This window comes from Arundinibacter roseus (assembly GCF_004348825.1).
GTDB lineage: Bacteria > Bacteroidota > Bacteroidia > Cytophagales > Spirosomataceae > Arundinibacter > Arundinibacter roseus.
Genome location: NZ_SMJU01000024.1, coordinates 20022 through 39810, shown reverse-complemented (window position 1 = coordinate 39810; position 19789 = coordinate 20022). Strand labels below are relative to the sequence as shown.

The 19789-nt window shown below is 48.4% G+C and carries 11 protein-coding genes; 3 read left to right on the top strand and 8 right to left on the bottom strand.

Annotation, left to right across the window (positions count from 1 at the left end):
- On the top strand, nt 1-652 hold a 652-nt coding region (locus EZE20_RS23235; RefSeq protein WP_207104711.1), incomplete at its 5' end, for a hypothetical protein.
- Between the two features lie 53 nt (nt 653-705).
- Entirely contained in the window at nt 706-939 is a 234-nt protein-coding gene (locus EZE20_RS23230; RefSeq protein ID WP_132122294.1) for a hypothetical protein, read from the top strand.
- A gap of 520 nt (nt 940-1459) precedes the next feature.
- Here EZE20_RS23230 and EZE20_RS23225 read toward each other — a convergent pair.
- The 8 genes from EZE20_RS23225 to EZE20_RS23190 form a co-directional block, all read right to left on the bottom strand.
- Nucleotides 1460-3745, bottom strand: coding sequence for an FAD-dependent oxidoreductase (locus tag EZE20_RS23225; protein ID WP_132122292.1), 2286 nt, complete (start codon nt 3743-3745; stop codon nt 1460-1462).
- 86 nt (nt 3746-3831) lie between these two features.
- The gene (locus EZE20_RS23220; RefSeq protein ID WP_132122290.1) at nt 3832-5856 is read right to left on the bottom strand and encodes a glycoside hydrolase family 2 protein; all 2025 of its coding nucleotides are present in this window, start codon (nt 5854-5856) and stop codon (nt 3832-3834) included.
- Nucleotides 5857-5975: 119 nt separating this feature from the next.
- On the bottom strand, nt 5976-7700 hold the full coding sequence (locus EZE20_RS23215; RefSeq protein WP_132122288.1) for a sodium:solute symporter family protein: 1725 nt from the start codon (nt 7698-7700) through the stop codon (nt 5976-5978).
- An 89-nt stretch (nt 7701-7789) separates the two neighbouring features.
- Nucleotides 7790-10315 carry a glycerophosphoryl diester phosphodiesterase gene (locus EZE20_RS23210; RefSeq protein ID WP_394345670.1) on the bottom strand — a complete coding sequence of 842 codons (2526 nt, stop codon included), beginning with the start codon at nt 10313-10315 and terminating at the stop codon, nt 7790-7792.
- Nucleotides 10316-10318: 3 nt separating this feature from the next.
- Nucleotides 10319-12220: an FAD-dependent oxidoreductase gene (locus tag EZE20_RS23205; protein WP_132122287.1), complete on the bottom strand. Its 1902-nt coding sequence runs from the start codon at nt 12218-12220 to the stop codon at nt 10319-10321.
- A 127-nt stretch (nt 12221-12347) separates the two neighbouring features.
- Complete coding sequence (locus EZE20_RS23200; protein ID WP_132122285.1) at nt 12348-13385, bottom strand: hypothetical protein; 1038 nt, start codon at nt 13383-13385, stop codon at nt 12348-12350.
- 251 nt (nt 13386-13636) lie between these two features.
- Complete coding sequence (locus EZE20_RS23195) at nt 13637-15127, bottom strand: RagB/SusD family nutrient uptake outer membrane protein (protein WP_132122283.1); 1491 nt, start codon at nt 15125-15127, stop codon at nt 13637-13639.
- A gap of 35 nt (nt 15128-15162) precedes the next feature.
- Nucleotides 15163-18204 (bottom strand): SusC/RagA family TonB-linked outer membrane protein, encoded by a 3042-nt coding sequence (locus EZE20_RS23190; protein WP_228713980.1) that lies wholly within the window; start codon nt 18202-18204, stop codon nt 15163-15165.
- Nucleotides 18205-18544: 340 nt separating this feature from the next.
- Here EZE20_RS23190 and EZE20_RS23185 point away from each other — a divergent pair, with 340 nt between their 5' ends.
- Complete coding sequence (locus EZE20_RS23185; protein ID WP_132122281.1) at nt 18545-19711, top strand: LacI family DNA-binding transcriptional regulator; 1167 nt, start codon at nt 18545-18547, stop codon at nt 19709-19711.
- Nucleotides 19712-19789 lie beyond the last annotated feature (78 nt).

Sequence of the window (19789 nt, the reverse complement as noted above, 5' to 3'; positions counted from 1 at the left end):
TATCGTATCATATCTGACCGTATTAGAGCACATAATCTTGACAACCACGATTCAGCCATGGAAGCATGTGCTGGATTATGGAATTTTTACTTATCTACTTGAAAATCAGCATTGCATCAAGTCTAATGAAGTATCGAGATTAAGTAAGGAAAATTCAGACCTAAGAGAAAAGTTAAGTAGTTTTAGAATAAATGAAAAGAAAAAAGAAGAAGACCATATTCTAAATACACTAAATATTTTAAGAAAGAACAATAGGACTATTTCATTTTTTTACAAAAATGGAAAAGATTGGGAGGAAAAAACAGAATTTGAACTATACAAAGTTTTCAATTTGATTGCACCAGAATTAATGATTGAAAACTCTACTCGCCGTTGCCTTGATTTCACTGGAATAATGCTTAACCCTCAGAGAAAAAGGGAATTAAGATCCCCATCCCCTATCCCAACAAATACAATGAAAACTATTTTGGCAGATATGATGGTTCTAGACTTGATTAAACCTTCAGATAAGAAGCACCAAATAAAAGACACTAACGAATATTGGAGTTTAACAGATTTTGGAAAAACAGTATACAAGATGATACGTCAAGAAATAATGTTGAAAAAACTTGATGAAGGTATAGATACTAGTTCAGAAAATGATACTGAATAACGCGTGGTAACAGGCGTTTGGCTCAATGGTGGGTGACGTGTAACCTATTCCATATGCTAATTCTCACAGCACAAACAAAGGATTTTTCACAACAAATAAAATTGAAAACTATGGCTGATACTAAGAAAAAAAATCCTGGCAGTGGAATTGCTATTGGCGCAGCACTTGGTCTTTTATTCGGATTGGTTTATGGCAAGCAATCAGGAAACATCTCGCAAAGCATTGCTCTTGGACTTGCTTTTGGTGTTGCTGTTGGTACAATCTTCGATTTTGCACGAAGAGGGTGATGAAATTAAGATAACCCAACAAATTGGCCAACTATAAAATCCCCTCTCCGTGAGCTGTGTCACACAGCCCTGAAAACCAATGCATTTTTCTCATCCACACTAAAATGTCGTCCATTTGCTTTCCCAAAATCCAACTAGCTCAAAAGGCTAACACAAAGGGGCTGTGGGACACAGCCCAAGGTGGAAGAATTCGCATTGCACCAAAAAACAAACGGGCAATTCCTGAATCCAGAAATTGCCCGCTACCCGTTTAAAAGCTTCTACCTCAGCTATAACACCGTACTTCAAACAGCGAAGCTCCTCCGTAGGCTGTGTCACACAGCCCTGAAAACCAATGCATTTTTCTCATCCAAACTAAAATGTCGTCCATTTGCTTTCCCAAAATCCAACTATCTCAAAAGGCTAACACAAAGGGGCTGTGGGACACAGCCCAAGGTGGAAGAATTCGCATTGCACCAAAAAACAAACGGGCAATTCCTGAATCCAGAAATTGCCCGTTACCCGTTTAAAAGCTTCTACCTCAGCTATAACATCGTACTTCAAACAGCGAAGCCGGTGAAGTACCGGACGGATGCTCAACCCGGACGGTCAGGCTTATGGTACTGAGCGGCTTGGGGAACTCTATAATTTGTCGGGTTTGATGGTTGTCGGTTTGTTGCCAAATCACTTCGTTGCGGTCGTTTAGCAGCTGAAATGAGCGGACGCAAAAGGGAGAAATATTCTCGGGATGCCGCATCAGCACGGTTTCGGCGGGGTGATCCAGATCGGTATCAAAAAACAGCTCTACCCGTGAAATGCGCTGCGTTTCGGTCCAGCTGAGCGTCAGCGCCGGAGCCACATCGGTCGGGTCGGCTACCCAGGCATTGGGCTGATGCGTAGGGCGTTGCAGGCCATTTCGGATATTTTCTGCCTTAAAACAAGCTACGGCAGGTTCAATTCTCAGCGCCAGATTTTTACCACCGGGGCGGCGCTGCGGGCACCAAAACTCAAACGCATCCACGCCAATATCTTCGGTGGGTTCCTGTTTTCCGTAGTTAGATACCGCAGGATTGATGGAATTAAAAACCGAAAGTAGCCCCGTCATCCGCTGTTTTGTGTATTTTAAAGCTACCTGCTCATTCTTTTTTACAAGAAAATAGGCGTAAGCGGGTGCATCAAAATGCACGTCAAAGTCCAAATGCAGGCAATTTCTGCCCTTTTGCAGACGGATGGTTTTTTGGTCCATCGTGGTGTCGGGTGAGTGGCTGTCAGGACGGCTGCATACCCGAAGTTCAATATCCAGTTCGGTAGCCTGCGTAGCATACGGATGAAAAATAACCCGTGGCATTTTGCCCGGCAGCACCGGAATCATCTGTGCCACGCCCACCTCCATCGGCACCGCCACCGGTTCCTCGGCCAACTCCTGCAATAGCAGTTCGCTCGTGGCCGTAATACGGGCCGATTGCGTCAGGTCTTTTTCGTCTTTGAGGCGCAGGCCCGGAATATGCTGTCCGGTTTTCAGCAATTCCTGTTGCAACATTGCCAGGTACCGGGGTTCACCCAATCCGCGGGGCGATTGTTTGGTGCGGGAACACAGCGCCGCCGCCATACCAACGGCCTGACCGCCGTGGGCGCTTGTAGCCATGACCCGCGACGACCCAAAGGCCACGTGCGAAGCCGATATGATTCGTCCGGCAAGGAAAAGATTTTCTACATTTCTGGAATAAAAACAGCGGTACGGAATGCCGTATAGCCCTTTGCTATGCCATTGGTTGCAGCCCGGTTTTTCACTAAAAACACCATCCGCCGGATGCAGGTCAATGCTCCACCCTCCAAAAGCAACGTCGTCGTGGTGCGGGCGTTGTTCCACAATATCCTGCTGCACAAGCATATAGTCGCCTTCAAAGCGGCGGCTTTCCCGTTTTCCCGGAATCGTTCCGACCCATTCGAGCGTCAGGTTTTCGGCTTCGGGAAAATTTCCGGAATTTTTAATGTAATCCCACACGCCATAGATGACGCGCCACAATTCCCATTTGATTTGCTCGGTATCGTGTACGGTATCGAGGCGACCGCCGTACTCAATCCACCATAGCCGGCAGCCAAAATCCTGCGTATTGAAACTTCGAAACTTCGGGATTTTTTGGGTTACATCCAGCGCAAACGAGGGCGCCACGTACGAAACGGGATAGCCTACATTTTTGGAATAAAAATACATGGAATGCCCCAGCAGCTCGCCATACTCGCTCGTTGGCGCAAATTTTTCACCAAATTCTTCGCTCGACTCCGCACCCATGCGAAAGGCAGCCCCCGACAGAAAACCTACGATTCCATCGCCGGAGGCATCGCAAAAGAGCGGGGCGGCAAGTTCGTAGCGGGTGGAGTTTTGGCTGCAAAAGCCGATGATTTCAGCAATTTTATTGGGGTTACTGTCTACTTTTTTGACCTCAAAAATGGCCGTGTTGAGCAGCAGCGTAATGTTATTTTCCGTGATAACTTTTTCCAGTAAAATGGAATCGAAAATCAGCGGATTACTGTCCGGATTGCGGTAAAGGTTTTCGACCAGCAGCTCATCAATCACGCCTCCTTCGCGGGCCCAGCGGTTGTTGTTGCCCATGTGCGAGGTGGCACCCAGCACCCATAGCCGGACTTCCGAAGACGAGTTCCCGCCCAGCACGGGCCGATCCTGCACTAGAATTACCTGCGTGCCCGCCCGGGCAGCCGTGATGGCGCAGCACACGCCCGACAGCCCTCCCCCCACAATGACCAGATCGGCAGAGATTTTTTTTGTCTGTGGATTTCTGGAATTTATTGCTTCTGATTTTAACATTCTAAAAAAATTGGAATCAAAAAATAGTTTTTCACCACCTATTTTCCCGATAAATTATCTGAAAAACAAGAGTTTACCTCTAAGCCTCATTCTTTCAATGAAAGTAATTTTTCCAGGATCACAAATCCCGTAGGTTTCCTGACCACCGCCCGGAGTTCCTGTTCAAACCCGCGAATTGGTATCTTCACATCTTTACTTTCACCGGGATTTAACGAAGGAATTACTACTCGTTGATTGTCAATTTCGAGCGTATAATTCAACATCGTGTATGCCGGAAAATCCGCCCGGCCTGTCAAGGTAACTACCAATTGGTGCGTACCGTTTGAGCCTTTTTCAACGCTTTTGAGTTGCAGCGTCAGGGGAGCCATTTCCTTCTGATGCGTGAAAAACGCCGGACGCGGTTCACGGGTAGGGCCCACAATGCCCCACGGACGGTAGCCGTTGGCGTTGGTTCCTGCATATCGGCTTTGGTAATCGTTGTAGGTCCACCACGAAGCGCCCACCACGTAGGGCCGCTCCCGAGCCAGCCGGGCTATTTCTTCAATGTGTTCGGCCTGCTTTTGCTCGCCTCCTTCGGCATCGGCCCGCCGCCCCCACTCACTAATTAGAATGGGTTTGTCGGGGTAGAGTTTATGAATATGATCCAGTGATTTGGCATGATTCCCGTAAGTATTTGTCGAGACAAAATCTACATATTGTGACGCTTCATCTTCGGGATTTTTGGGTAAAATATTCAGTCGCATCGAGGCAAACGTATACAGGCGCGTATTGTCCTTAGTTCTTGCCCATTCAATCATATCCTTCGTCCAGCGCTGTCCGGCGGGCTGTTCAGAAAGGTATTCGTTGCCTACGCTGTACGCAATGACGCTCGGGTGGTTCCAGTCACGCTCCATCATTTCTGTAAATTGTTGTTTAAACTTCGTACGCAACGAATCAGCGTCCATTTGTCGGGGTGTGAGCTGCCAGTTTCCGGCTTCGGTAATAATGAGCATGCCGAGGCTGTCGGCCAGGTCATAAAAGCGCTCAGACGGTGTGTAGTGTGTGAGCCGCTGAAACTCCATTCCAGCTTCTTTCATAAGTCGAAAATCCTTTTCGATGAGCCAATCCGGTTCCAGCGCGCCCAAACCGGGATAATCCACGACCCGATTTCCGCCTGCAAGCCGCATCGGTTGGCCGTTGAGGAGCAGTTGCGCATTTTTCACTTCCACTTTTCTGATACCAAATCGGCTGCGAATCGTATCTTTTCCTACCGCAACCTGCACCTGATACAGATTCGGTTGATCGAGGTTCCAGAGTTTTACCTGTGCGGTCGTCAGCGTAGTTTCAGCTTCCAGAATGCCGGTTTGTCCAGCCGAAATTTTGGGTTTATTCTCCTTCCATTTTAATGAAATTGGCGAACCTTTAAAGGAAACTGTGTAGGCAGGAGTAAGACTAACTACCTGGTTTGTAGCATTTCGCACCCGAACTTTAAGCAACAGACGTGCGGTACCATTGGCCAAATCCGGCGTGGGTTCTACTTTCAGGTTTTCAATGTAGACATCCGGTTCTACGGTCAGGTACACGGGCCGATTCAGGCCACCGTAGTTCATCCAGCCCATAAACGGGTCGTTGGGTTGGTCGTTGTCTTTGGCCCCCGGAATGCTGCCGGGCTTCCAGGTATTGTTATTAACCGATACAGACAGCAGATTTTCTCCTGATTTTAAGAGGTCCGTAATATCAAAATGAAAGGGCGTATAGCCTCCTTCATGTTCACCAACTTTCTGCTCGTTCAGCCAAACGTCGGTTTGGTAGTAGGCCGCATCAAAATGCAGAATGACCCGTTCATTAGGTTGAGGTTTCCAGCTAAAATTTTTGCGATACCAGACCGTCCCGGTAAAAAACTGGTAGCGCGGATCGACCGAAAAGCAGTGCGGAACAGTCACTTTGTCAAATCGGGAGGTAGGAACTTTACTGCTAAACCAACCGCCGCGAACGCCCATTTCCGCCGGATCGAGCGTAAAGGACCAGTCGCCGTTAAGCGGAATGGCACCCGGATCTTTGATGGAATATTGCCCCAGCAAAAGGCTGCTGCATAAAAACTGTAAAGCAAAAAGGAGTGTAGTTTTTTTCATTCGGGAATTCGTTTAACCAAGATCAATATAAGTAGTTTTGAGCAATTAACTTTTAGCAGAAAACTTTTATAAGTATTTGATTTATATATAATTAAATAATTTTTTACAAGAAAATTCTATCACAAAAAAGGTTCTTTCTCATCCACCGCTGTTGACTGTCTGGCCGCAACCGACGTAGTCCGTGCCGACCAGCCGATCCAGCCACCGACCAGCACCAGCACGCTGCCGATTCCGGCAATGAGGACGATGTTTTCACCGCTGTTAATTCCTAAACCCGCAATACTCAGACCAGTTAATATAAAGCTGATGGAAATAGCCCGCAAGGCGAAGGTGTTTTGGGTGTTGGTTCCGGTGTTCACTTCGGCAGCAGCGGCTTCGTTGGCTAGTTGCCGCTCGTCGGCCCAGCGTTGAAAGGTGTCGTAGGCAGGATCTGAGATTTTTTTACCAAAAATTAACCATTCAAAGACCGCCAGCAACAGCGCCGGTACGCCTACGCCCACCATCATTTCGGCTGCCCGGCTCAGCGAAAACGAGAAAAGTGCCGGACTTACCAACTTAAAAAACAACCCGACGGCCAGACTGATCAGCGCTACGGTAAGAATAGATGTAGCATTTTGGCGTTTGGAAAAAAGCGTCCAAACTACCGGCAAAAGCAGCGATCCGCCCGAAATAGCGCCAATGCTCAGCACCAGATTGACCAGCCCGCCAATATGCGGAACCAACAGCGCAATGCCAATGGCAATGAGTCCAAAAACGACGGTCATGCTACGCCCTACCTTAACAAGACTTGCATCGCTTGCAGCCGGGCGCAGAAGTTTTTTGTACACATCGTTTGTAAAAACCGCCGCCAGCATGTTGAGCAGTGTGTTGGCGGTACTTGCCGTGGCCGAAACCATCGCTGCGAGCATCAGCCCCACCAGCCCAACCGGAAGCACTCGCTGAGCCATGAGCATGTAGGCGCCTTCTGATTCGAGCCCACTCAGACTGGGATTGAGCGCGCGGTAAATCATGGGTGGAAGCATCCATAAAAAAGGGCTCACAGCATAGAGACCCGCAAAAAGAAAGGCTACTTTCTTGGATTCCTGCGGGGTTCGTACACTCGTAAAACGCTGCACAAACGCCCAGCTACCGCCAATGTAAACGATGTGATACATCACAAAAGCAAGGGTAAATTCGAGCGTGTATTCTCCATTAAATACCTGAAAAAAATCAACCGGGACTTTTTCCACAAACGCTCCCGGGCCTTCTACCTGATCGAACGCGAGCGGTACCAGAATGAGAACCGCCGAAAGTAAGATCACGAATTGTAGTACGTCGGTAACCAAAACTGCCCATAAGCCACCCATCGCTGTATATAAAATGACCATTAGGCCGAGTACAATGATGCAGGTTTCGAGGGAAAAAGGCGTGGCTACGTAGACGAGCTTCCCAACCGGATAGAGCACTCCGCCCGTAATAAAGAGCGTCACGATGGTAAGTAGGTAGGTAAAGAACTGCTGCACCCGAACCCCCAACCGCCGCCCGATGTATTCGGCGGCGGTCATGACCTGCGTGTTTTTCCATTTGGCGGCTATGAACCAGGCCGTTACCAGGCCGCCAATGCACATGGAAAGCTGAATAGTAATGGCTACAAACCCTAAATTATAAGCAATGGAACCCCAAACGACAAAGGTACCGGCAGATAAAAAACTCATAAAAAGCGACAGCCCGCTGATCCACCACGGAGCGGCTTCTCCGGCAGCAAAAAATGATTTGGAGTCTTTTCCTGTTCGGGAAAAAGCCAGTCCGACCACCATTTGAAAAACCGCAAAAACGGCCATTACTATAAAATCAAGCTGTTGCATGAGCGGGTGCTATCAGGGAATTTTATTTTAATAATTAAAAACAACTAGTTGATTATCAGTTTTTTTTGTAAAAAAAAATAATTCTATTCTCAATCCAGCTGAACCACTTCCATTCCAAAAGCAGGTAACGATTTCTTTTGGTGCGTTTTGGAATCAAGACTGAGCGTAAAATCAGACGAATGCGCATAATTATTCAGCAAAATCACAAATCGTTTAGATCCGTCGGTAGCCCGTGCCAACAGGCAGTCGACCGACGGGTTGTTGACTTTTGCCCAGGCTTCGCTGATTACCAAATTGGCTTTCACTCCGTTAATGGTCCCGGGAGCAAAGCCGTAGGTTTGGTGCGGGCCAACTTTGGGAGTCACAAAACCACGCGGAAACGAAACAGTACCGTTGGAACGCAACTCCGCCTCCGCCAGCAGATAGTCCGTAATCCATCCGATTTGCCACCACGCATGATGCGGATACGGTCCCGCGCCCCGGTTCATGGCGTTCCAGTAGTAGGAAGCCACGCTCGTGGTGCTGTCGACAAAGGCATCACGGCCAATGGCAGCTGAGCGGGCCATATCGGCAAAAATCGGCTCGTTAGTCAGATGGTTCATGCGCAGAAACAGACCAGCGTGACTCGCAAGCTGAATAGGTCCGTGCCGGGTGGCTGAGCCAAAAATTCCGCCATGTTCAAAGCTAAGTCCCGACTGCGCAATTTCCCAATCCTGCCGAGGCCGACCGTTGACGTACTTGGTTTTGGTGGTTGGGATGGAGTGCGTGTAAATGGACGTGGTGTATAATTTGGCAGCCAGAATCGCAGCCTCTCTGTAAGAATTTTTATTGGTAAGTTCATACAAATCCAGCAGCGCCTGCGCCGATTGTCCGGTGGCGAAGTCGGGGGCGTAGCGCGCATCGCCACAAACGCCCAGAAAACTTCCCCGGTTTACGCCATTTTTTACAAACCAATCGGCACCTTTTTGGGCAGCTTTCAGATACCGCTCGTCTTTCAGCAAACGGTACGCTACAAGCAGTCCGTAGAACGTCGGACGGTAGTCGGCAATATCCTGAAAAAGTTCTTCTTTGGTGTGATGATCGTAGGCTACGGCCCAGCTTCCATCGGGCTTTTGCCACTGCATCAGGCGCTCGGCTCCCAGGCGTAGGCGTTGTTTAAGCTCCTCATTTTCAGGATCAAAAAGCAACATATTGCCTACGTCAAGCATAATGTAGTAGGTCACTGCCATGGGCTCAACTACTTCGCCCCATTCTTCCACAAACTTTTTGGCCTTTGCCAGATAGTACTGACCACGCACGGCGCCGTCAAAAAAACCAGGGGTTGTTTGTTGTTGGACTAGCTTGAAATTCAGCGCATAAGGCAAAACCTGTTCCGTCAGGCGGGCGTCGTTCGTGGCAGTTCCGAGCATCCACATGGCGCCATAATCTGAGTTTTTCATAGCGTCTTTGTTGGAACCAACCACACCACCCAAATACGACTGCGCACCGATTTTGCGTCCTTCAAATTCTTCCACATTCCAAAGAGAGGTTTGGGGATCTACCAGGTAGTCGTGCATTTTCTCGATGCGATTCATAAGCGACTGTTTGCTTTGCCGCAGCGCCAGACTTTCTTTAAACTTATACACATCATATACAGCATGGTTCAACGCTTTGAACCAATCTCCTTCGATCAGGCTGTACCGAAAGCCGTACGAAAGTCGCTCCCCAACCTGCCGGGCCGACTTTTCCTCGCCAAGTACCGGATAGTAAAGTGTTGGTGAAAGATCGCCCCGGCGGTTCATGTGCGACAAGCCGAGGTGCCAGTCTGTCTGCGTAATTTTATCCTTCGCCCATGGGTCCCGGGCAAGTCCGGGGTCGGGAATTACCGAGAACGTCACGCCACTTTTTGTGCTCATAAGGGGTGCCAGGGTTGTGGCGCAGCGCTCGCGGTACACCACCGGAAGGCGTGGAATGCCATGACCATAGGCGTACGCTTTGGCAAAATTTTCCTGAAAATAATTTCCCTGAAAATAGCCTGGGACCGCTGACCAGCTCATTTTGGATTCTGAAAGCGTAACCAAAGTGGGCGTGGCCAATGAAAAATAGCCTTGCTTTTTTGGGATAATCGTTTGATTTATCCGAATATCCGTCCCGAAGGTTTCGTCAAAGGACCAGTCGGTCTGAATCGTGGCTACGTCGGTTTCGTGGGTAAATTGCAGGCGGTTTTCTCCCGTTTGTTTTCCATTTTCAGGAAAAAAATGGTAGGCCTTTCCGGCCGTGTTCAGAGCCACCGCCGTGGTACTTTCCTTCCATTGAACCTGCTGATAGTGGTAGTTATCTTCCGGAAATTTCCCACCCGTACTTTTCTCAAAGGTTTGGGCGCTTTCGGTGGAAGGCTTTTCTTCGGTAAAGAGCAGCGTGTACTCACCTGAGGGAGTCAAACTTTTGTCCCACCGCGTGCCTTTTTTTACCTCAGCCCGTTGAATTTTCCATCCTTCACCAGTCTTCTGCCATACAATCCGCAGCTGAGCATTTTCCAGCCGCAGCGTTTGTTGCGCCTGTGCGGTTGGAAAAAGAATCAACAGTATTCCAACTAGTAAAAGCGTTTTGCCAGCCATCCGTCGGTTCATATTCATTTTTCAGGAAATATTTACATCATCCAGGTAACAACGTACTTCAAACAACCGCGCAAGTGCATCGCCATGGGTCTTCTGCACACTGATTCGGATGGATTGTACTTCCACTGTTTCAGAGAGTCGATGCTCGGCCCGGCGCATGTAGTTGTTTTCAACCTGCACAAGTTGTTTGGTGCCAGCCATGATGGTGTAAGCCGCAATGGTTTCGGGCTGTGGCCCTCTTTCCTGACTAAAATAGACCCCGTTGTCCGAGGTAAGCAACAAACGGCGATGCAGGCCGGTATCAAAGGTTAGCTGAATGGTATTGAACTTAACGGGCTTGTTCCAGGAAATTTCCAGCCAGGGTTCACCGTCTTTCATTTCGGCCTGCCATTGGTGCGTTTTGCCATCCATTACGTTGCGGTTGAAACCGTCCAGCACCTGAACCGCAGCGCCGTCTTTGGTTTCGGAAGAAGCTTTGACTGTCGCCTGCCGCGCCAGATCTTTATCGTCCTTATTTTTTACGCCCAGCATTCCCTGATCCTGACGGAGTAAGATTTGCTGAAACCGGCTCATGTGGTTTTGCTGATTGCCCAGCACCGTTGGTTTGATGCCCTGCGCCAGGCAGTAAGCCATGCCGGTTCCGATGGCCTGACCCATCATCGCACAGGTGGCCATCACGCGCGTAGACGACAGCGCCACGTGCGATACGCTCACGTTACGCCCGGCCATCAGCAGATTTTTGATGTTTTTGCTATACAGCGACCGGAAGGGAATGGAGTACGGCGCTTTGAGCGGAATGGAAACATAGGGTACCATGTCGGTGCTGCTCATGCCTTCGGGTGGGTGGTCGTCGAGGGGCCACCCGCCGTACGAAACGCGGTCCGGGAAGAGCTTGGCCGACTGAATATCCTCCTGCTTCATGATGTAGTCACCTACCAGCCGGCGGCTTTCACGCTTGCCCGGAATCATGCCCACCCACGACAGCGCCCAATTTTCGGATTCGGGATGGTTGCCGGAGTTTTTGATATAGTCCCACACGCCAAACAAAATGGTCAGCAGTTCGTGCCGGATCTTTTGTCCATCCTGAATAATATCCACCATTCCGCCCAGTTCCAGCCACCAATAGCCAAACTCGAAGGTGTTGATTTTGCGATGTACGAAGTCTTTGGCCGTAAATTTTTTGGCCCAGGCCGGTGGCGTGTATGGCATTGGGCGGTCGTGTTTGCTCGACATAAACAACAGGCTGTTGCCCATGGATTTGTTGTCGGCTACGTCTACCGCCAGCGATTCTCCCCAAAGCGATTTGGCCTCACGGCCACGCATGAATTCAGCCCCGGCCTGCGCACCCAGCGTAGCATCCCCGGTGCAGTCGGCGTAATATTTCGCTTTGATTTCGTAAATCTCTTCCGTTTGTGAGCAAATCGCCCGAATGAGTTTTATTTCGTTGTTGGCAACTTCCGTTTCGTACAAAACGGTATCCAGCAAAAGGGTAATATTCTTTTCAGAAATCACTTTGTCATACATCACAAAATCCCACATTTCGTAGCAGCGCTGCTGATTGTCAACGGCTTCGGTCAGGAACAGCTCTTCCAGTATTCCCGTTTCACGCCACACCTGCCGCAGAGCCGTTGCTCCCAATACGTGCATTCTGATTTCGCTGCTTGCATTTCCGCCCAGCCGCGACCGATCCTGAATCAATATCACTTTTGCACCGTTGCGAGCCGCCGAAAGCGCTGCGCAAACGCCCGCCATGCCGCCTCCGGCAATGAGTACGTCGGTAGTGTATTGCTTGGTTTGGTAGACGTCTTTGTTAATTTCCTTAGCCTGTTCTTCCGGGCTTTTGCCAAACAGGGTAAGGGGGCTGGTTAAAAATGCCCCGGATGCCCCCATGGCTTTTATGAAATCTCTCCTTTTTGCTTCCATAATCCTTCTATCATTTTGTTGGTAAATTTTGTATTCATGTTCCCCAATTCCCCAATTCCCCAGGGCTTCACCCTGGGCTGGTGGATTTTGCCCTTTCAGGGCTGGTTTTTTTTATTTTTTTTTAAATCTAATTTTTTAAAATATCTGAGGTTAAGTTTACGACCTGTTGATTTTTATTTTTCAATAAATTCTCCAAAACTTGTTTTGAATTTTCAGAAATTTTAGTTTTATTATCTTTTAAAATTGTTAATAACTTTATCAATTGCTTATCCGTCAGTTTGGAATGATTTTGGATAAGTTTCGAAATTGTTTCAGTAAATAATTCCATTTCTTTGAATTTATTCAGCAATTCATTCTGCATTTCAAAAGATACTCTACCCAATAGTTCAGCGAGTTGCAGTTGAGTGACGGGTTGTTTCCAGGCTTCGGCAGGAATTTTTTCAATCGCAAAAAAAGGCACGTAGGCATCGCCGCTTGCCACCAACCGAACAAACTGAGGTATATACGCCATGCGCTTTGACTCCGGTACTTTGTTTAAGGCATAGTACTGGTACTGATAATCAGACGATTGTAACATCGAAACCAAAAGTGAATCTGTAAAGCGGGCTTCGGTGTGCGTCAGTATTTTCTTGGCCACTTCTCCATTCACGATATGCCACAACGTATGTGTCGTATACAGCGCTCCTCCCACTACGGCATCTTTAATAGTCGCGCTTGTGGCGCCCGTAGTGGCGTCTACGACTCCCGAAGCACGGCGCACGTCTTCGTCTACCAATGTTTTCATTTCATAATCGCGTAGCAAAGAGGTTTTATCAGCCAAAATACTTTTTAATTTTTTATGATCATTTTCTTCAAATTCTTCATGATCAAATTTTGTCAAAGGTTTATCGGCAGGCACTTCATAATTTTTGAAATTTCCGAGCAAATCCCAAATCAAATCTATTTCTACCAGATAGCAAAGGCTATCTTTACAAACAGGAGTTTTGACGTGACTTTTATAATAGTCGGGTTGATGATTAGAGGTAAAATACAGCTCAACCTCAATCGGTATTGAATCCTGAATATATGCATCAAATGCCTTTTCTTTTCTGACCGGAATAGCTGGTTCAGAAATTAAAGAAAGGCATACCCAAAGTACAAATCCAACACCAGCGAGTTTAATCATTAATTTATTCCACTAATAAAATTTAAGACAGGCAATCAAATAAAAAATAAAAGTCCCCCAGCCCTAAAAGGGCGTAATCCACTAGCACAGGGTGCAGCCCTGTGAAATGTTATGAAATATTGTGAAATGTTAAAAAAATATTCATTTATCACCAGATCAAAAGTCCATTAACTCTTATCGTTACCCCTTTTTCAAATCAAACCCGGCAGAAAATTTGCCTTCAAACAAACCTCTGCCGGGCGTCTTCAAAGTTACTGCCAATCAGGATTTTGTGTCAATTCAGGATTAGCGTTTACCTCATCCTGCGGAATTGGGAAAAACTTATTCTTTGGCGTCACCGGCCGCGAAGGGTACACCGAATTGGTAGCCTGCGGAATCACCGTGAGAAACTTACCCGTACGGGTCAGGTCGTACCATCGGTCGCCTTCGGCAAAAAACTCCCACGAACGTTCCTGAATCACGGCATCAATAAACGCATCTTTGCCAAGTCCACTTGTTAAATCAGGCAAGTCGGCGCGGTTGCGGATGGTGTTGATGTAGCCGTAGGCTTTGGCGGTTCCGCCGTTCAAACGTGCCTCAGCTTCGGCTGCAATCAGGTACATATCGGCCAAGCGCAAAATGGGAATATTGGGAATAAGACCCGTGGTAGAAATCGGATCGCGGTATTTACGAATCAAGACCCCCTCGGGCGTGATAGGTGTGATGTTACGCTGCGGCACCATCGCCCCGGCGCGGTTGCGGTAGGTGGTATCCAGCAATTGCCGACGCTCGTCGGCCGGATCAAACGAATTGAAAAAACTCATGTAGGCAAACATCGACCCAAAAGACGTGCGGGCGTACTCTACCCCTCCGCTGCCCGAGGGACCCGTCAATCCCACCAACTGATGGCTCGTGCCCGGTGAAATCGGATCGGCTTCGTAGGCCCAGATATTTTCGATACGGGCGGCATCTTCTTTCTGATAATCAAACACATCCTGCACATTGGGCATGAGCGAATACTTCCCGGAATTGATCACTACTTCGGCTTTTTCCAGGGCCTTTGCCCAATCTTCGTTGTACAAGGCGACTTTGGCATACAACGCCTGAACGGCTTCGTTGGAAGGGCGTCCGGCTTCTATCGAAGGAAAGGATGGCAACCCGGCTGCCGCAGCCTGATCCAGGTCGCTGTAAATTTGCTGGTACACTTCTGCAATCGGACTTTTACCTACATATGCTTCCAGTTCAGACGTACTTGGCTGGATTTTTACCGGAATTTCACCAAAATTTTTCGTCAGCATCCAGTGATAAAACGCCCGCAAAAAATACGCTTCCCCGATGATTTGTTTTTTCCGGGTTTGGTCCATTGTAGCGTCGGGTACTTTGGCAATCATCCAGTTGGCTTTTTCGATGCCGCTATAACACGAGATCCAGATTTGCTGCGGAGATTCGTTGGTTCGTCCGGCGCTGCGCTGCGTGGTGTAGGTTGGCTCTACGGTAAAGAGCGTCAGGGTATTGCGGCCTACTACGGCCCGTGGGTATACCTGATCGGCACTAAAATCGGGCACGAGTGTACCAGCCGGACCGCCATACAATCCGCCCATCGCATCGTAAACACCAATCAGGCCTTTTTCGGCATCAGAGGCGGTTTTGTAAAAATTATCGGTAAAAATCGAAGAATACACCGTTTCTTCCAGCTCGCAGGAGGTGAGGCCGACGCCCAGGAGCACCATCGGTACGAGTTTGTATAAGGACTTGAATTTCATAATCATATATTTTTTCAGCTATTAAATGAATCAGATCAAAAGGTTATTTGAACGCCACCCAGGAATGATTTTGCCTGAGGATATACCAGGTTATCTACCCCAACCGTCGTGTTGGAACCGGCGTAGGTATTTACTTCGGGATCAAAACCGGTGTAGTTGGTGAGGGTCAGGAGGTTATTGCCACTGATGTATACCCGAATCCGGTTGATGCCTTTGATGGCAGGCAGCGTGTAGCCCAGCGAAATATTTTTGAGTCGAATAAAAGATCCATCCTCAATAGCGTAATCCGTAATGGGTAAACGACCTGCTACAAAAGGACTTACGTACTGATTGCTCGGATTTGTGGGGGACCAGCGATCAACCACGCCTTTAAACAAATTGCGCTGACCCAGCGGGTTTTCAAACGACAGACGGGCTATGTTGTAAATATCGTTGCCCTGTGAACCTGATAGAAAGGCCGTGAAGTCGAAATTTTTGTAGGTCAGGTTTGTAGAAAAACCGAAAATAAAATCAGGGTTGGGATCTCCCGTAATGATCTGATCCTGTGCATTAATGGCTCCATCATTGTTCAGATCTTTCACCTTGTGGCCACCCACACGGCCGTCGTATCCCGGAATGATGCTTTCGCCCGTTTGGTTGATGCCGTCAAAAACGTAGGTTTTGAATACGCCCAAAGGCTGACCGACGCTCAGCAGGGTAGCGTTGGTAACAAAGCGCTCCTGCGTGGTACCGCCGTCGAGGTCGAGCAGTTTATTACGGTTGAACGTTATATTTCCCGAGACCGTCCACCGGAACGGACCGTTCAGGATGGTAGCGTTGGTTGCAAACTCAAATCCTTTGTTTTCCAGCGAAGCGTAGTTTCCGGTGATACTCCCGTAGCCCGACGAAAGCGGGAGCGTTTTGACGTACAGCAAATCGTCGGTGCGCTTTTGGTAGTAATCCATAATAAACGACAACCGGTTGTTGAGCAGTCCAATGTCCAGCCCGATGTTGGTTTGGGTTGATTTTTCCCAGCGCAAATCCGGATTGGCAATCCCCGACGGACGAATCGCCGTTTGGTAGGTATGATTCAGGTTGTAGCCACCACCCGAGCCCACCGTCGCAAGCGATTGGTACGGCGAAATTCCCCCGGCATTTCCGGTAATACCGTAGCTTGCGCGGAGTTTAAGGTCAGACATCCAGCGCACATTTTGCATAAAACTTTCTTCAATCACGCGCCAGGCGCCAGAAACTGCCGGAAAAAATCCGTACTTATGGTTGGCTCCGAATTTGCTGGAACCGTCGATACGGGCCGTCAGATCGAGGAAATATTTATCTTTAAACCCATAATTGAATCGGCCCATGTAGGAGTCAAGCCGCTGCTTGGAACGTGAGCTGCTCACGGTGCGGTTGAGGGCAAGTTGCAGCGCTTCGTTGCGCGTAGCGTCATTGGGAAAGCCCGTTGCGCTGATGAAATTATTATTAGAATTTTCTACCTGCGACGCAAAAACCCCCGTAAACCGCAGGCTGTGATCGTCGCCAAATTTGCGCGAATACGACAGAATACTTTCGTGCAAAAGTCCCAGAAAGTTGGAATTTGACTTGGAACCGCTGCCCGAGTTGTCATTAATATCAGCCCGGTTTATGATCGACAACGGCGAGTACGAATCGTCCAGCCGATTTTGAATATCCGCATTGAACGACGCCCGGTAAGTCAGCCCCGGCAGGAATTCATATTCTCCAAAAAGATTTATCAATGTACGCTTGATGGCACGGTCGCGTAGGATTTCGGTAAAATTCAATGGGTTAATCACCTCGCGATACTGACCATTACCCTGCTCGCCAAACGGAAAAATGGAGCCATCTTCCCGGTACGGCTGCAAGGTAGGCGGCGCTCCAATTGCCGCACCCAATACGCTCTGCGTCACGACGCCCGCATCACCCACGCTCGTACTTCCGGCATCTACACCACCGCTCAGATTATAACTTCCCAAAATACTCGTGCCGATTTTGAGCCGGTTATTGATTTTATGGTCCACATTGAGCCGGTACGAATAGCGCTGAAAATTAGAATTGATGATGATTCCATCCTGATCAAAAAAGTTAGCCGAAAGCGCGAGCTGCGTTTTATCGTTTCCACCGTTGATCGACAGCTGATGACTCTGAATGGGCGCTTCCTGGAAAATCAGATTTTGCCAGTTGACGCCTTCACCAAGCGACGATGGATTTGGGTAAGCGTTGTTTCTGAATACTTCGTTTTCAAGCTGTGCAAACTCTGCGGCATTCAGCACATCGAGCGTTTTGGCCACTTTCTGAATGCCATAGTAGCTGTCAATAGATACGCGCGTTGCGCCCGATTTTCCACGTTTGGTCGTAATGAGCACAACGCCGTTGGCGGCTCTTGCGCCATAAATTGCTGAGGCCGACGCATCTTTCAAAACCTCCACCGACTCAATATCGTTGGGATTAATGGTCGAAAGCGGACTGACATCGTTGATGCCGCCACCGTTGGAAATCTGAATGCCATCCACCACGTACAAAGGCTCGGCATTGCCGTTGATGGAGTTTGTACCCCGAATTCTGACGCTGATATTGCCGCCCGGCGCGCCTGAGTTTTGATTGATTTGCACCCCAGAAATTCGTGCCTGCAAGCCCTGAGCCACGTTGGTAACGGGCAGTAAGGTCAATTCTTCGGACTTCACAGAAGCAATGGAGCCCGTGGTTTCGATGCGCCGCTGCGTTCCGTACCCAACAACCACTACTTCTTCGAGCGCTTTGGTATCGGTAGCAAGGGTTACGTTAATAGTGCTCTGATTGTTGACCGCCCGTTCCTGACTGATATAACCCAGAAAAGAAAACACCAACGTGGAAGCAGGCGAAGCCTGAACCGAATAGTTTCCGGAAACGTCGGTGATAGTGCCCCGTTGCGAGCCTTTTACGGTTATACTGACACCTGGAATAGCTTCCCCCCGATCATCAATGACTTTTCCGGTAATGGCACGATCCTGCGCCGTGAGCAAATACGGAAAGAGGAGTCCCAGGATCAGGAGCCCTCGTTTCAAAACAGGTAGTGTTTTGTGCATAGATTCATTTTTCATAGAACTGATAGAAAGGTAAAATATTGGTTTAGTACAATTATCTTAAAACTCAGCCGCTCTGTATTTTAATTTTTATTATAAAATTAATGTGTAGAATGACGCTTGTGAGCCGAGTTTTCTATGAATATAACGGGAGAAGCAGAACAGAGCAAGTTTTGTAAATACCAAATAATCTGAAAATTAGTCAAAAAATATCGGAAACGTATCCGCAAACGTTACCGATATATGATTTTGTCATTTATTACTATAAATTAATCAGGAATAAGTATCTTTGTGCTTACTTGACAATAGCCAAAACACCTCTGCTATATTTTATTGGTAAAATACAATACTACATACTATGATAAAATGTCCTCGCTGTGGTCAGGTGGAGACCATCATGAAAGCCGGGTTTGTGCGCGGCAATCAGCGGTTTTTATGCAAAGACTGCCAATACTATTTCACGATTGCGGCACCCGATGCTATCAAAACCAAAAAGAGGAGGCACCAAACCACCATCATCGACATTGCGCAGGATTTGGGCGTGTCCAACTCTACCGTGTCGCGGGCACTGCACGGACATCCCGACATCAATCCCAATACCCGAAAAGCCATTCTGGAACGAGCCCATGAACTCGACTATCAGCCCAATCAGCTGGCGCATAGCCTGGTCAAAAGCCGGACGAATACGGTGGGGATTATTGTACCGGAGTTTCTCACGCAGTTTTTTCCAAACATCATCGTAGGTGCACAAAAAGTGCTGATTCAGGCGGGTTTTCACCTGATCATTACACAGTCTGACGAGTCGTATGAAACCGAAGTGGGTAACACAAAAGCGCTGTTGGCCAATCGCGTTGACGGACTGTTGGCTTCCATGAGCCACGATACCAACAACTATGACCATTTTCTGGCCTTTGAAAAACGGGACATTCCAGTGGTGTATTTCAACCGGGTTACCGACGAGCTCGGCACCCATAAAGTGGTGGCCAATGACTATCAGGGAGCGTTTTGGGCTGTGGAGCATTTGATCCAAAACGGCTATACGCGCATTGCTCACCTCGGCGGACCGCCCAACCTGCTCATCAGTCAGGAACGCCTGCGCGGCTACTGCGATGCCCTGCGGGCACATGGCTTGCCCGTGCTGCCAGAATACATCATTCATGGCGATTTGACGGTGCAAAAGGCTCGGATTTATGCCGGGTATTTTTTGGAAATGACTCCCCGTCCTGATGCTATTTTTGCGGTAAATGACCCAACAGCCATCGAAATCATGCTCCTTGCCCGTGCCAAAGGCCTGGCGATTCCCCACGAACTGGGCGTGGTAGGTTTTAGTGATGACCCCATTGCGGCTCATATCGGTACGGGCCTTACGACCGTTAAACAGCCCACGCTCGACATTGGCGAAGCCGCTGCCAACATGATTCTGAACCTGATGCAGGCCGAAGAAAAAACCCTCCCTCCCGAAACGGTCATGCTCTCAACCGAATTGATTGTTCGGGGTTCTTCGCTAAGGCAGGCGACCAAATAGTTCGGATTGAGCAGTTTTTCACGAACTTGCAGTCGCGGCTTTTCGCTGGCAACGCTGTTTTTTTAACTAATCATAGAA